A 13713-nucleotide genomic window follows, 5' to 3' on the forward strand; every position below is an offset into this window, starting at 1 on the left:
CAGTCACTCCTCGGGAAAACAGACTGCCCCCATCATACCTGAAGCGTCAGGGCTTATCAGCCCGCGCGCTTAGCCGAGAGTGCCACATAGCGCTGCACAGAGGCGCGCTGCCACTGAAACGCGGCATAATCCACCAGCAGCTGCGGCACCTCATCGCCGTTGAGGATCAGGCGGTTAAGCATCAACGCCAGATCGGCGTCGGCAATGCACCACTCGCCGAACAGGTTCGGATTGCCGTGTGCGAGGAGCGAGGTGGCGGTTTCAATCAGTTTTTGTGCGCTTTCACGGCCTTCAGCGCTGAGCGCTGGCTTTTTCACCCCGGCGAACACGACGTCCGTCGAGCGTTCCACGCGAATTGGCACCAGATCGCTTCGCAGCCACGCCTGGATCTGCCGCGCCCGCGCGCGTTTTTGCAGGTCGTGAGGATAGATGCGCTCCCACTCCGGCGGCGCAAACCGATCTTCCAGATATTCATCGATCGCCGACGATTCGCTCAGGGCAAAACCGTCGATCTCCAGCACCGGCACGCGTCGGGTCAGGTCGTAGCCCTGCCACTGCGGTTTGAGATGTTCACCGCCGTCGAGATCGACGGTCTTCAGCGTAAAAGTAAGCCCCTTTTCGGCCAGCGCAACGTATACGCTCATAACATAGGGAGAAAAGAAATTGGCATCGGACCACAACGTGATGACGGGCTGGTTCATAACATCCTCATAGGCTGATCGGTTTTTACTCAACATATAATCTCTTTGCCTCGCTGTCACTTGATGAAAACTCACGATTTACAACAACCACCTATACTCATTTGTCATGGCACCCCTCTTCGCATGGACAGGAGTTGAGAATGATCGACCTTTATTATGCCCCTACCCCAAACGGCCATAAGATCACCCTCTTTCTTGAAGAAGCCGAGCTGGATTACAGGATCATTCGCGTGGATATCAGCAAAGGCGAACAGTTCAGCCCTCTCTTTCTGGCTATCTCGCCAAATAATAAAATCCCGGCCATTATTGATAACCGGCCTGCGGACGGGGGCAGACCGCTGAGCCTGTTTGAATCCGGTGAAATTTTGCTCTACCTGGCGGAGAAAACCGGCATGCTGCTGAGCGGCGAACTGCGCGAGCGTCACCATACCCTGCAATGGCTCTTCTGGCAGGCAAGCGGGCTGGGACCCATGCTGGGTCAAAATCATCACTTTACCGCTTACGCCCCGCAGCCCATCCCTTATGCGATAGAACGCTATCAGGTTGAGACTCAACGGCTGTATGACGTTCTGAACCGTCGGCTGGAGAAAACGCCGTGGCTCGGCGGCGATCATTACAGTATTGCCGATATCGCCTGCTGGCCGTGGGTGAATACGCATGAAAAACACCGCATTGACCTGGCTTCTTACCCGGCGGTGAACAACTGGTTTGAGCGCATCCGAACCCGTCCGGCCACTGAGCGAGCGATGCAAAAAATCCAGCAGATTTAACCGTCTATGAGGCTGGGTGCCCGCGAGCCTCTCATGTATGATGAGCAGGAAATACTGACACGGAGAAGACCTGCAATGTCACAGCCAGATGCTGTTATTCGTATAAAAAATTTACGCTTGCGTACCTTCATCGGTATCAAAGAGGAAGAGATCGCCAACCGTCAGGATATTGTCATTAACGTGGTTATTCACTATCCCGCAGACAAAGCGCGGGCCAGCGAAGACATCAACGACGCGCTGAACTACCGCACAATCACCAAAAACATCATCCAGTACGTGGAGAATAACCGCTTCTCTCTGCTGGAAAAATTAACTCAGGATGTGCTCGATATCGCACGCGAACATCACTGGGTCACTTATGCTGAAGTTGAGATCGATAAACTTCACGCCCTGCGCTACGCCGATTCCGTCTCCATGACGTTAAGCTGGCGACGCCAGGCGTAAACCTGGAGGTTGTATGAAGATTTTGCTGACCGGCGGTACAGGCCTGATTGGTCGTCACCTCATTGCGCGTCTGCAGGCCTTGCATCACGACGTTACCGTGGTCACGCGCAGCCCGGAGAAAGCGCGCCAGGTGCTGGGGGCGGGCATCGATATCTGGAAAAATCTGGCCGAGCAGCAAAATCTGGACGGCTTCGACGCCGTCATTAACCTCGCGGGAGAACCCATCGCCGATAAGCGCTGGACGGAAGAGCAAAAACAGCTGTTATGCAGCAGTCGGTGGAACATTACCGAAAAGCTGGTCGAGCTGATCCGCAATAGCCACACCCCGCCTTCGGTGCTGATTTCGGGCTCAGCGGTGGGCTATTACGGCGATCTCGGCGAGGTGGTGGTGACCGAGGAAGAGCCGCCCCATAACGAGTTTACCCATAAGCTCTGCGCCCAGTGGGAGCGTATCGCCTGTGCGGCGCAGAGCGATCGCACCCGCGTCTGCCTGTTGCGGACCGGCGTCGTGCTTGCGCCGAAAGGCGGTATTCTGGCGAAGATGCTTCCTCCTTTCCGGCTCGGACTCGGCGGCCCCATCGGCAATGGTCGTCAGTACCTGGCGTGGATCCATATCGACGATATGGTCAACGGTATTCTCTGGCTGCTGGATAACGATCTGCGCGGACCGTTTAACATGGTTGCGCCGTATCCGGTGCGTAATGAACAGTTTGCCCACGCGCTGGGACATGCCCTGCACCGCCCGGCGATATTGCGCGTGCCTGCCACGGTCATTCGCCTGATGATGGGTGAAGCGTCCGTGCTGGTATTAGGCGGGCAGCGGGCGCTGCCAAAACGGCTGGAAGCGGCCGGCTTTGCGTTCCGCTGGTATGAATTAGAAGAAGCGCTGGGGGATGTGGTGCGGTGAATATGTTACAGTGACAGGCCATGTTCCGAAGAAATGGCGTAACAATGGCAACAATCACCACACCCCGGCTTCACCTCACCCCTTTCGAACCCACTGACTGGGCCTTCTTCCGCTCGCTGCGAGAAGATCGCAGTATCATGCGCTACATGGCCGCCATCGCGCCGGAAAAAGAGACCCGACGCGTGTTTGCTGCACGCCTGATGTCGGAGCATGTCTTCGTGATCCGCTCTCTGGAGGACGATACGCCGCTGGGCGATATCGGCCTGCAAATCAGCTCTGAGAACCGTGAAGAGGCGGATATCGGCTACACGGTTGTGCCTGCCGCGCAGGGAAAAGGCATCGCCAGCGAGGCGCTGCGCGCGGTATGTGACTATGCGTTTAGCCAGACCAGCGTAAAAGCGATTAACGCATATGTGCTGGCGGATAACGGCGGTTCAGTGCGGGTGCTGGAAAAAGCGGGATTTGTACGTACGCAGGTGCTGGACAAGGCGTATGAAATTGACGGCGTGCGCTATGACGACTGGGTGTATCGACTGGAGTATGCCGGCCGGCAACGGAATTTGTAGGCCCGGTAAGCGAAGCGCCACCGGGCGATTGGGCTGCACTGCGGTTTGATGCCCTCACCCCGCCCCTCTCCCACAGGGAGAGGGAGAAAGGCAAAATCTACTTCAGAGATCCTTTGAGGAACTGCTGCAAACGCGGGCTTTGCGGGTTCGCCAGCACCTCGTCCGGGTGGCCCTGCTCTTCAATTTTCCCCTGATGCAGGAAAATCACGTGGTTCGAGACGTTACGGGCGAAGCCCATCTCGTGCGTCACCACCACCATCGTTTTGCCCTCTTCGGCCAGCTTCTGCATGATGCGCAGCACTTCGCCGACGAGTTCCGGGTCCAGCGCGGAAGTCGGTTCGTCGAACAGCAGCACCTCAGGCTCCATCGCCAGCGCGCGCGCGATGGAGACACGCTGCTGCTGACCGCCGGAGAGATGCACCGGGTATTTCATCTGCTGGCGCTCGTCGATACCCACTTTCGCCAGGTATTTCACCGCGCGCTCGCGGGCTTCCTGTTTGCTCAGGCCCAGCACCTGAATCGGCGCTTCCATCACGTTCTCCAGCACCGTCATGTGGCTCCAGAGGTTGAAGTGCTGGAACACCATCGTCAGGCGCGTACGCAGCAGGCGCAGCTGGTGTTTATCCGCGACCTTCAGCTGGCCGTCTTTGTCACGGACCAGGTTAATATTCTGCCCGCTCACCACAATCGAGCCTTCGCTCGGCTTTTCGAGGAAGTTAATGCAGCGCAGGAAGGTACTTTTACCCGAGCCGGATGAGCCGATGATACTGATCACGTCGCCCGCATTCGCCTGCAGCGACACCCCTTTCAGCACTTCATGTTCGCCGTAGCGTTTGTGCAAATCAATAACGTTTAATTTGTTCTCAGCCATCATCTTTCTCAGTGCGTCGAAGAAGGTTTTATATGCTGCAACCAGCGTTTTTCAGCCTTACGGAACAGGCTAATCAAAACATAAGAGATAATTAAATAGAGCACCGCCGCAATGCCAAACGCGGTAAACGGCTGATAGGTCGCGGAGTTAATATCGCGCGCGATTTTGAGCAGATCCGGCACCGTCGCGGTGAAGGCGAGCGCGGTGGAGTGCAGCATCAAAATCACTTCGTTACTGTACGCCGGTAATGCGATACGCAGCGCCGACGGCAGAATAATGCAGCGGTAAAGTTTCACCGAGGAAAAGCCGTACGCGCGCGCCGCTTCTATTTCACCGTAAGGGACAGAGCGAATTGCCCCGGCGAAAATCTCGGTGGTGTAGGCGCAGGTGTTGAGCGTCAACGCCAGCACCGTACAGTTCAGACCGCTGCGGAAGAACGCATTCAGCATCTCAGTGCCTTTTACGATCTCAAGCGTATACATCCCCGAGTAGAACACCAGCAGCTGCACGTACAGCGGCGTACCGCGAAACACGTAGGTAAACAGCCAGATCGGGAACTGGATAAATTTATTGTTCGACACGCGGCCAATGGCAAGAAACACCGCCAGAATGCCGCCCATCACCACGGAGGAGATCAGCAGCCAGAGCGTAATCGCCACGCCGGTAAAGCGGTAGCCATCCGTCCACAGCAGCGATTTCCAGTATTCCTGAATAATCTCAATCACAGGTCAGCCCTCTTCACACCCACGGAGTAGCGACGCTCGAGCAGAAGCAGCACACCATTGGAGGCGGTCGTAAAGACCAGATAAATCACGCCACAGACTACCGCAAAGTAGAACGGCTCCCAGGTGCTCTTGCCCGCCAGCTGAGTTGCTTTCACGACGTCTTCCAGACCGAGCAGCGAGACCAGCGCTGTCGCTTTGAGGATAACCTGCCAGTTGTTGCCGATGCCCGGCAGCGCGTAGCGCATCATGGCCGGGAACATAATCCGACGAAACGTTTGTGAAGAGGTAAAACCAAATGCGGTTGCCGCCTCAATGTGGCCTTTCGGCACGGCCATGTAGGCACCGCGGAAGGTTTCGGTGAAGTAGGCACCGTAGATAAAACCGAGGGTAATAATACCGGCCACCATCGGGTCGATATCTATTTGTCCCATGCCCATCGCGTCCGTTACGCTGTTAAGCGCAATCTGCAGACCGTAAAAGATAAGCAGCATCAGCACCAGATCGGGAACGCCGCGAATAAGCGTGGTGTAGCCTTCAAATATGAGCGCCAGCGGTTTGTTAGCCGAAAGCTTCGCCCCTGCGCCCGCCAGACCTATCAGCACCGCCAGCACCACGGAGCTGATAGCCAGCTCAAGGGTGACAAGCGCGCCCTGTAAAATAACGCCAGAAAATCCGTACAGCATACCGCGAGCCCTGTCGTATCGTGAGTGGTGGAACCGTGTCTTTTCCCCTCCCGCATCGGGAGGGGCCGCACGTTATTTGACGGGGCGATTAGCCGCCGTAAACATTAAAATCAAAGTACTTTTTCGCCAGCTTGTCGTAGGTGCCGTCAGCGCGCATTTCAGCAAACGCTTTGTTCAGCGCCTCACGCAGCTCGTTGTCTTCTTTGCGCAGGCCCATACCGGTGCCCACACCAAACAGCTTCACGTCCTTAATGGACGGGCCGCCAAACTTGTAATCTTTACCCACCGGCGTTTTCAGGAAGCCTTCGCTTGCCGCGACTTCATCCTGGAATGCCGCATCAATTCGGCCTGCCGTCAGGTCAGCGTAGATATTTTCCTGGCCCTGATAGGAGACGATTTCAATCCCCTTCGGCGCCCAGTGTTCGTTGCCGTAGGTTTCCTGCGTGGTGCCCTGCAGCACGCCGACGCGTTTGCCTTTCAGGGACTCCAGCGTTGGCTGCACGTCAGAGGATTTAGCCACCACCAGACGAGAATCGGCCGCGTAGAGTTTGTCGGTGAAGGCAATCTCCTGCTGGCGTTTTTCGGTGATGGAGAGCGAGGACATAATCACGTCGATTTTTTTCGCTTTCAGGGACGGGATCAGCGCATCCAGCGGGTTCTCAACGTAGGTACACTGTGCTTTGATGCGTTTGCACAGCTCATTGGCCAGATCGATGTCAAAACCGACCAGTTCACCCTTTGAATTCTTCGATTCGAATGGCGCATAGGTTGGATCGGTACCAATCCGAATTTTCTGCGGAATGGCTGCGAATGCCGCGGTGGCGCTGGAAAAGGCCAACACCAGAGATAGTGACAACACGAGTTTTTTCATATTTGTCCTCAACAAACTGTCTTCATACGGGATTTTTACGACGACGGGGTGGTGCTAATGTGCCATCAATTCCCTCTGTCAGGCAAAGACTAATGCCCTTCAGCCGGGAATTTTTGCATTATAAATGCGTAAGTATGCACAAAGCGATCCAATACGGTGCAAAAAACGCACCGTATTGGGTCAACCGCTCCCGTAACGCACCTTTGCGGTGCGTTAGCGCCGGGTATTATTCACCGTATACGTTGAAGTCGAAGTATTTCTTCGCCAGTTTGTCGTAAGTACCGTCTTTACGCAGCTCTGCAAAGGCTTTGTCGAAAGCGGCTTTCAGCTCGGTATCATCCTTGCGCAGGCCAATACCGGTGCCGTCACCAAAGTATTTTTTGTCTTTCACCGACGGGCCAGCAAACGCATAGTCTTTGCCCGCAGGCTGTTTCAGGAAGCCTTCGCTCGCGGCGACTTCATCCTGGAATGCGGCATCCAGACGGCCTGCGGCCAGATCAGAGTAAATCAGATCCTGGTTCTGGTAAGCCACCACGTCTACGCCCTTCTCACGCCAGGTCGCATTGGCATAACCTTCCTGAGTCGATCCCTGAAGCACGCCAACATGCTTGCCTTTCAGCGAGTCGATGGTGGGCTTAATCGGGGAGCCTTTCGGCGCAATCAGGCGAGAATCCGCGGCGTAGAGCTTGTCAGAGAAGGCGATCTCCTGCTGGCGTTTTTCGGTGATGGAGAGAGAAGAGATAATGGCGTCGATTTTCTTGGCTTTCAGCGACGGGATTAACGCGTCAAAGTCGCTGCCCACCCATGTGCATTTCACCGCAATGCGTTTGCACATTTCATTTCCCAAATCGATATCAAACCCCACGAAATCGCCTTTCGCATCCTTAGAAGAGAATGGCGCATAGGTTGCGTCTGTACCGATACGAACCGTCTGTGGAAGCGCTGCGTAGCTACCTGCTGCCGCACTTAACCCCACGAGCAAAGACAGAGCCAGAACCGTCTTCTTCATACATTTACCCTCAAGTACCGTGATTTTATTATGTATTGTGTTGTGTGTTGTGTTGCAGGCTTCATCTTGCAGGTCTTATGCCACATTGCCGTCTGGTCAAAACTTCGACGTTAAATATGTTAATAAAACGTTGCGATATTGCCTTAATGGTGAAAGATAGCAGGTCTGCCGAACGAACCGGAGAGAGAAAAAGGGAAAAAACGAATTAAATGTCGAGGATATGATCGCCGTTGCATAATTGCCCTGAAACAGGGCAACGTCTCTTTTCACGCACAGCATTTGTGCACAGTATCAGGCCCCTTGCCAGCGGATGAAGAGATCTTCCGGCAGATCGATGTCAAACTGATCCAGCACGCGGTTAACGGTCTGGTTAATGACATCGTCCAGCGACTGCGGGCGATGATAGAACGCCGGAACCGGCGGCATGATGACGGCCCCAAGCTCCGCGGCCTGGGTCATTAAACGCAGGTGGCCGAGGTGCAGCGGCGTTTCCCGCACGCAAAGCACCAGGGGACGACGCTCCTTCAGTACCACATCCGCCGCGCGCGTCACCAGGGTGTCGGTATAGCTGTTCACAATGCCGGAGAGCGTTTTAATTGAACAGGGCAGGATAACCATGCCGGCCGTTTTAAACGAGCCTGAGGAGATGCTGGCGGCGATATCACGGGCATCGTGAACGACATCCGCCAGTGCCTGAACTTCGCGCAGGGAAAGATCGGTTTCCAGTGAGAGGGTCTGCCGCGCCGCCTGGCTCATCACCAGATGAGTTTCGACCTCCGCCACGTTACGCAGAACCTGTAACAGACGTACGCCGTAAATCGCGCCGCTGGCACCGCTGAGCCCAACAATGAGTCGTTTCATGATTTTCGCCCTTACTGATTTCAGGGCAGACTGTGCAGGATTTTACGGGGAGTTGCAAGTGAGGGCATAGGCCCTCACCTGCCGGAGCATCAACCTTCGTTGTGCATCTCTAAGCTTTCGAGATCGTTCTGCAGCTGGACGGCTTTCGCATCGTCGTTGCGCAGCGAATCAAGATAGTCGAGGTACTGCTGGTCAACGTCTTTGGTCACGTAAATACCGTTGAACACGGAGCATTCGAACTGCTGAATTTCCGGGTTCTCGGCACGCACCGCGTCAATAAGATCGTTCAGATCCTGGAAAATCAGGCCGTCGGCACCGATGATCTGGCGAATCTCATCCACTTCACGGCCGTGAGCGATCAGCTCGTTAGCGGTTGGCATATCGATGCCGTACACGTTCGGGAAGCGAATCTCCGGCGCAGCAGAGGCCAGGTAGACTTTCTTCGCACCCGCTTCGCGCGCCATCTCGATAATCTGCTCAGAGGTGGTACCGCGAACGATGGAGTCATCCACCAGCAGAACGTTCTTGTCGCGGAATTCCGCGCGGTTGGCGTTCAGCTTGCGGCGCACGGACTTACGGCGCAGATGCTGGCCCGGCATGATAAAGGTGCGGCCAACGTAGCGGTTCTTCACGAAGCCCTGACGGTATGGCTTGTCCAGAATGCGGGCGATCTCCAGCGCGATATCGCAGGAGGTTTCCGGGATAGGAATAACCACGTCGATATCAAGATCGTCCCACTCGCGGGCAATCTTCTCGCCAAGCTTCGTGCCCATGTTGACGCGCGCGCTGTAGACGGAAATCTTGTCGATGAAGGAATCCGGGCGGGCAAAGTAAACGTATTCAAACAGGCACGGGTTGCTGACCGGGTTATCGGCACACTGACGGGTAAACAGCTGGCCCTTCTCGGTAATATAGACCGCTTCGCCCGGCGCAACGTCACGCAGGAACTCAAAGCCCAGGGTATCCAGCGCCACGCTTTCAGAGGCAACCATATATTCGGTACGGCCATCACCGAGGTCGCGTTTGCCGAGCACCAGGGGACGAATGCCGTTTGGATCGCGGAAGGCCACCATGCCGTGACCGATGATCATCGCTACGCAGGCGTACGCGCCGCGGATCTGGCGGTTTGTCGCGGCAATGGCAGCAAAGATGTTGTCTGCTTCCAGCGGGTAGTGACGGAAGTTATCCAGCTCGCTGGCGAACACATTGAGCAGGATTTCAGAATCAGAGGTGGTGTTAATGTGGCGACGTTTCTCTTCGAACAGCTTTTTACGCAGTTCATGCGCGTTGGTCAGGTTGCCGTTATGAGCAAGGGTGATGCCATACGGTGAGTTGACGTAGAAAGGCTGTGCCTCAGAGGCGCTGGAACTGCCAGCAGTAGGATAACGAACGTGACCGATCCCCATATTACCTTGCAGACGCTGCATATGGCGGGCTTCAAACACATCGTTTACGAGGCCATTCGCCTTGCGTAAACGGAAGCAGTTGTTTGCATCAATGGTGATGATACCCGCAGCATCCTGCCCACGGTGCTGAAGCACCGTTAACGCGTCATAAATCGACTGGTTTACCGGCATGAAACCGGCGATACCGACAATACCGCACATTCGTCTTTTCCTCGTTAAGCCACATCTCAGGGTTTATGCCCTGGGCAAAAAACTCGACGAGCTTTGCAGATAGTCAAAGAACCATCTGATGATGAAGCTGAACTCTGGAATGAGCTGCGATTTCTGCCAGTCTTCGCTTTTGGAGAACCCGGTGAAGGTATCCAGGAAGAACAGGATCGCGGCCACAATCAGCACGCCTCGTAATGCCCCGAAACAGATCCCGAGCACCCTGTCCGTTCCTGACAGACCGGTTTTCTCGACCAGCTGACCTATCACGTAATTCACGATAGCGCCGACAATCAGCGTCGCGATAAACAGCACCGCGATGGCGATTCCATTTCGGACCAGTTCATCTTCAAAGCCCGTGAACCAGACAGACAGGTAAGTGTAGTAATGACTGGCGACAAAGAAAGCACAACCCCAAGTCACCAGCGATAACGCTTCACGAACAAAGCCACGGATCAGGCTAACCAGACAGGAAAAACCAATCACCGCAATGATGGCGTAATCAATCCAGACCATATGTGTCCCACGATTTAACGCCCTGTCATCCAGTTCGGGGCGAATTCTAACAGAAAAAGAAAACGTTTGCGTAGGGATTTCCTTCCCACGCGTAAATAAAAAAGGCGCTGAAAAAATGTTCAACGCCGTGGCTTATCGCCTCTCTCTTTAAGGAGCAGGTCGTACTTAGTTCGCGCTGTAGCCCATCACCACACCGCTCAGGCCGGAGATCTGCTTCAGCTCACCGAGCGAACCTTTAAGCTTGTCTTTGGACGCTTCTGGCCCCACGAGGATACGGGTAATTTTACCCTGCACCGGCGTGGAAGGTGAAGTGTAAACACGATATCCCGCACTGCGCAATTTGCTCACGACCTCGTTGACCTTATCGGCGTTTTTCAGTGCACCGAGCTGCACAACGTAAGCTTTTCCGGTCGGTGCCGCGTCTTGTTTTGCCGGCGGAGGGGTTTCTGACGCCGCAGCCAGCTGCTCTGCGGCTTTATCCCGCTGCGGTTTCGGCTGCGGCTTCTCAACCGGCTTCGGTTTTTCAACAGGTTTAGGCTGCTCTATCGGCACCGGATCGATATCGCTGCTGCTCGCTGCCGCCAGACGAGACGGGTCAAGCGACGGTGCGGCGGCATCGCCTGCACGCACCTCTTCTGCCGCCCCTTCCGGCGGCTGAGCAGGCAGCGCCTGCGTCGCCGCTGGCAGCATATCCGGCTCATCGCGGTCACCCGGTTTAGGGACCAGCGGAATAGCGGCAAACTCATCCTGATAATGCTTTTTCTGCCCGTCGAGCAGACCAGGGAGAATAATCACCCCGAGCGCGACCAGCACAATGGTTCCTGTTAAACGGTTCTGAAACTTACTCGCCACCGGTTCTCCCCGCGTCCATCACTTCCATGACATGTGCCACCGTGTGGAATGAACCACACACCAGCACGGTATCTTCTGGTTTAGCATCCGCCATCGCGGCATGCCAGGCCTGAGCCACGCTACTGTAGATTGCGCCTTTGCCGAGATGTTCCATCAGCTGCTCAGCCGTCGCACCGCGCGGCCCCTCCAGAGGAGCACAATACCAGCTATCGACCGCACTCTCCATGCAGGCCAGCGTCCCGCCGATATCTTTATCATGAAGCATACCGATAACCGCCAGCACGCGCCCGGTTTTTGGTAACGATTTGAGACGTTCCGCGAGATACGCCGCTGCATGCGGGTTATGCGCCACGTCCAGAATCAGGCGCGGTGACTCGCTGACAATCTGGAAACGCCCGGGCAGAATTGCGCTCTGAATACCGTCGCGGATAGCCTGCTCGCTGACCGCTAATCCGCTGGCGCGCAGTGCCGCCAGCGCGGTGGCCGCGTTCGGCTGCGGCACCTGCGGCAGCGGCAGGTTGTCCAGCGCGCCCTGCGCATCGCTGAAGCGCCAGCCGTTGTCCCGAACCTCATACTGCCAGTCAACGCCGCGGCGCAGCAGACGCGCGCCCTTCTCGTTTGCCACGTCAGCAATGGTGTGCGGCATGTCCGGCTCGCCGACCACGGCGGGTTTATTCGCCCGAAAAATACCCGCCTTCTCGCGGCCAATGCTTTCACGATCCGGTCCCAGCCAGTCGATATGGTCCAGCGCGATGCTGGTGACCACCGCCACGTCCGCATCCACCATATTGGTCGCATCAAGACGTCCGCCGAGGCCGACCTCAAGGATCACCACATCCAGCTGAGCCTGTTTGAACAGCCACAGCGCCGACAGGGTACCGTATTCAAAATAGGTTAATGAGATCTCACCGCGCGCGGCTTCAATTTCCGCGAACGACGCCGTATGCGCCGATTCCGGCAGCTCGCTGTTCTGTACGCGAACGCGCTCGGTGTAGCGGACCAGGTGTGGAGAGCTGTACACGCCAACTTTGTAACCCGCAGCCATCAGGACAGATTCCAGCGTGCGGCAGGTCGTACCTTTACCGTTAGTGCCCGCGACGGTAAACACGAAAGGTGCCGGTTTGAGCACATCAAGACGCGCGGCGACCTGGCTTACGCGCTCAAGCCCCATATCGATGGTTTTACTGTGCAGGTTTTCCAGATAAGAAAGCCACGCGGCCAGGGGCGACGTGGCTTGTGGAATGCTTTTATTTTCCATAATGCCCGGTTGTCATTAACAGATTAGAAAGCAAAAGGGCAGCGCCAATCGGCCCTGCCCTTTTCAGTTATCAGGCCTCGGGTTCCTGATCCGGTACCACCACGCCTTCGCGCGGCTCATCCGGGTTCGGCGCTGGCAGATTCATCAGCTTCGCCAGGATGCTCGCCAGCTTCAGGCGCATTTCCGGACGGCGGACGATCATATCGATAGCGCCTTTCTCAATGAGGAACTCACTGCGCTGGAAGCCCGGCGGCAGCTTTTCACGAACGGTCTGCTCGATAACGCGCGGACCCGCAAAGCCGATCAGGGCTTTAGGCTCAGCGATGTTCAGGTCGCCCAGCATCGCGAAGCTCGCGGAGACGCCGCCCATGGTTGGGTCGGTCAGCACGGAGATGTACGGAAGACCGCGCTCCTGCATTTTCGCCAGTGCAGCAGAGGTTTTCGCCATCTGCATCAGCGACATCAGCGCTTCCTGCATACGCGCACCGCCGGAGGCAGAGAAGCAAATCAGCGGACAGTTGTCTTCCAGCGCCTGCTCAACGGCACGCACGAAGCGCGCACCGACCACGGAGCCCATTGAGCCGCCCATAAAGGCGAACTCAAACGCAGCGGCAACAACCGGCATCTCATGCAGGGTGCCTTTCATGACGATCAGCGCGTCTTTCTCGCCGGTCTCTTTCTGTGCAGAGGCCAGACGATCTTTGTATTTTTTGGAATCGCGGAACTTCAGCACGTCTTTTGGCTCAAGTTCGCTACCCAGCTCTACCAGAGAGCCTTCGTCCAGCAGGCTATGCAGGCGGTTGCGCGCCGACATACGCATATGGTGGTCACATTTCGGACACACCTCAAGGTTGCGCTCCAGCTCTGCGCGATACAGAACCTGACCGCAGCTATCACACTTCGTCCATACCCCTTCAGGAATGCTCGCTTTGCGCGTTGGGGTAATGTTGCTTTTAATTCGTTCAATCCAGCTCATTGATAACCTTTCTGCCTGAACCTGGTCGTATGCCAGTTTTGCTATAAGAGGCGAATAATGCCATTTTTGCCTCCAACAGACCATGAATGT

The 13713-nt window shown here is 55.9% G+C and carries 16 protein-coding genes; 4 read left to right on the forward strand and 12 right to left on the reverse strand.

Annotated features, from left to right (window positions below; genetic code table 11):
* Positions 1-56: 56 nt before the first annotated feature.
* The gene (yfcF, locus tag N037_RS21570) at positions 57-701 is read right to left on the reverse strand and encodes a glutathione transferase (protein ID WP_032643441.1); all 645 of its coding nucleotides are present in this window, start codon (positions 699-701) and stop codon (positions 57-59) included.
* Positions 702-841: 140 nt separating this feature from the next.
* Between yfcF and yfcG the strand changes: the two genes are divergently transcribed.
* The 4 genes from yfcG to N037_RS21590 all read left to right on the forward strand — a co-directional run bounded on the left by yfcG (position 842) and on the right by N037_RS21590 (position 3388).
* Positions 842-1471: a GSH-dependent disulfide bond oxidoreductase gene (yfcG, locus tag N037_RS21575; RefSeq protein ID WP_023336418.1), complete on the forward strand. Its 630-nt coding sequence runs from the start codon at positions 842-844 to the stop codon at positions 1469-1471.
* A 75-nt stretch (positions 1472-1546) separates the two neighbouring features.
* Positions 1547-1915: a dihydroneopterin triphosphate 2'-epimerase gene (gene folX, locus N037_RS21580; protein WP_023336419.1), complete on the forward strand. Its 369-nt coding sequence runs from the start codon at positions 1547-1549 to the stop codon at positions 1913-1915.
* 13 nt (positions 1916-1928) lie between these two features.
* Positions 1929-2822, forward strand: coding sequence for a TIGR01777 family oxidoreductase (locus tag N037_RS21585; RefSeq protein ID WP_023336420.1), 894 nt, complete (start codon positions 1929-1931; stop codon positions 2820-2822).
* 44 nt (positions 2823-2866) lie between these two features.
* Positions 2867-3388, forward strand: coding sequence for a GNAT family N-acetyltransferase (locus tag N037_RS21590; protein WP_032643443.1), 522 nt, complete (start codon positions 2867-2869; stop codon positions 3386-3388).
* A 97-nt stretch (positions 3389-3485) separates the two neighbouring features.
* Here N037_RS21590 and hisP read toward each other — a convergent pair whose 3' ends face one another.
* The 11 genes from hisP to accD form a co-directional block, all read right to left on the reverse strand.
* The gene (hisP, locus tag N037_RS21595) at positions 3486-4259 is read right to left on the reverse strand and encodes a histidine ABC transporter ATP-binding protein HisP (protein WP_023312558.1); all 774 of its coding nucleotides are present in this window, start codon (positions 4257-4259) and stop codon (positions 3486-3488) included.
* 8 nt (positions 4260-4267) lie between these two features.
* Entirely contained in the window at positions 4268-4984 is a 717-nt protein-coding gene (locus N037_RS21600; protein ID WP_008502590.1) for an ABC transporter permease, read from the reverse strand.
* On the reverse strand, positions 4981-5667 hold the full coding sequence (locus N037_RS21605; protein ID WP_023336422.1) for a histidine ABC transporter permease HisQ: 687 nt from the start codon (positions 5665-5667) through the stop codon (positions 4981-4983). The genes N037_RS21600 and N037_RS21605 overlap by 4 nt, the downstream gene beginning before the upstream one ends.
* 88 nt (positions 5668-5755) lie before the next feature.
* Positions 5756-6538 (reverse strand): histidine ABC transporter substrate-binding protein HisJ, encoded by a 783-nt coding sequence (gene hisJ, locus N037_RS21610; RefSeq protein WP_024908950.1) that lies wholly within the window; start codon positions 6536-6538, stop codon positions 5756-5758.
* Positions 6539-6764: 226 nt separating this feature from the next.
* Positions 6765-7547: a lysine/arginine/ornithine ABC transporter substrate-binding protein ArgT gene (gene argT, locus N037_RS21615; RefSeq protein ID WP_023312560.1), complete on the reverse strand. Its 783-nt coding sequence runs from the start codon at positions 7545-7547 to the stop codon at positions 6765-6767.
* A gap of 291 nt (positions 7548-7838) precedes the next feature.
* Entirely contained in the window at positions 7839-8408 is a 570-nt protein-coding gene (locus tag N037_RS21620; protein WP_023336424.1) for a UbiX family flavin prenyltransferase, read from the reverse strand.
* An 89-nt stretch (positions 8409-8497) separates the two neighbouring features.
* Positions 8498-10015 (reverse strand): amidophosphoribosyltransferase, encoded by a 1518-nt coding sequence (purF, locus tag N037_RS21625; RefSeq protein WP_021241570.1) that lies wholly within the window; start codon positions 10013-10015, stop codon positions 8498-8500.
* A 33-nt stretch (positions 10016-10048) separates the two neighbouring features.
* Positions 10049-10537 carry a colicin V production protein gene (gene cvpA / locus N037_RS21630; RefSeq protein ID WP_000262116.1) on the reverse strand — a complete coding sequence of 163 codons (489 nt, stop codon included), beginning with the start codon at positions 10535-10537 and terminating at the stop codon, positions 10049-10051.
* Between the two features lie 165 nt (positions 10538-10702).
* The gene (dedD, locus tag N037_RS21635) at positions 10703-11389 is read right to left on the reverse strand and encodes a cell division protein DedD (RefSeq protein WP_023336425.1); all 687 of its coding nucleotides are present in this window, start codon (positions 11387-11389) and stop codon (positions 10703-10705) included.
* The gene (gene folC, locus N037_RS21640) at positions 11379-12647 is read right to left on the reverse strand and encodes a bifunctional tetrahydrofolate synthase/dihydrofolate synthase (RefSeq protein ID WP_032643446.1); all 1269 of its coding nucleotides are present in this window, start codon (positions 12645-12647) and stop codon (positions 11379-11381) included. Before folC ends, dedD begins: the two co-directional genes overlap by 11 nt.
* Before the next feature lie 70 nt (positions 12648-12717).
* Positions 12718-13623, reverse strand: a complete 906-nt coding sequence (gene accD / locus N037_RS21645) for an acetyl-CoA carboxylase, carboxyltransferase subunit beta (protein ID WP_023336427.1) — start codon at positions 13621-13623, stop codon at positions 12718-12720.
* Between the last annotated feature and the right edge of the window lie 90 nt (positions 13624-13713).

Source organism: Enterobacter sp. EGD-HP1 (genome assembly GCF_000733275.2).
Taxonomy (GTDB): domain Bacteria; phylum Pseudomonadota; class Gammaproteobacteria; order Enterobacterales; family Enterobacteriaceae; genus Enterobacter.

Excerpts from the sequence above, each read along its gene's own strand:
- cvpA (WP_000262116.1), bottom strand. The coding sequence starts at position 10,537 with ATGGTCTGGATTGATTACGCCATCATTGCGGTGATTGGTTTTTCCTGT.
- N037_RS21590 (WP_032643443.1), top strand. The coding sequence starts at position 2,867 with ATGGCAACAATCACCACACCCCGGCTTCACCTCACCCCTTTCGAACCC.
- argT (WP_023312560.1), bottom strand. The coding sequence starts at position 7,547 with ATGAAGAAGACGGTTCTGGCTCTGTCTTTGCTCGTGGGGTTAAGTGCG.
- hisJ (WP_024908950.1), bottom strand. The coding sequence starts at position 6,538 with ATGAAAAAACTCGTGTTGTCACTATCTCTGGTGTTGGCCTTTTCCAGC.
- folC (WP_032643446.1), bottom strand. The coding sequence starts at position 12,647 with ATGGAAAATAAAAGCATTCCACAAGCCACGTCGCCCCTGGCCGCGTGG.
- N037_RS21620 (WP_023336424.1), bottom strand. The coding sequence starts at position 8,408 with ATGAAACGACTCATTGTTGGGCTCAGCGGTGCCAGCGGCGCGATTTAC.
- purF (WP_021241570.1), bottom strand. The coding sequence starts at position 10,015 with ATGTGCGGTATTGTCGGTATCGCCGGTTTCATGCCGGTAAACCAGTCG.
- yfcG (WP_023336418.1), top strand. The coding sequence starts at position 842 with ATGATCGACCTTTATTATGCCCCTACCCCAAACGGCCATAAGATCACC.
- N037_RS21585 (WP_023336420.1), top strand. The coding sequence starts at position 1,929 with ATGAAGATTTTGCTGACCGGCGGTACAGGCCTGATTGGTCGTCACCTC.
- folX (WP_023336419.1), top strand. The coding sequence starts at position 1,547 with ATGTCACAGCCAGATGCTGTTATTCGTATAAAAAATTTACGCTTGCGT.
- N037_RS21605 (WP_023336422.1), bottom strand. The coding sequence starts at position 5,667 with ATGCTGTACGGATTTTCTGGCGTTATTTTACAGGGCGCGCTTGTCACC.
- hisP (WP_023312558.1), bottom strand. The coding sequence starts at position 4,259 with ATGGCTGAGAACAAATTAAACGTTATTGATTTGCACAAACGCTACGGC.
- yfcF (WP_032643441.1), bottom strand. The coding sequence starts at position 701 with ATGAACCAGCCCGTCATCACGTTGTGGTCCGATGCCAATTTCTTTTCT.
- accD (WP_023336427.1), bottom strand. The coding sequence starts at position 13,623 with ATGAGCTGGATTGAACGAATTAAAAGCAACATTACCCCAACGCGCAAA.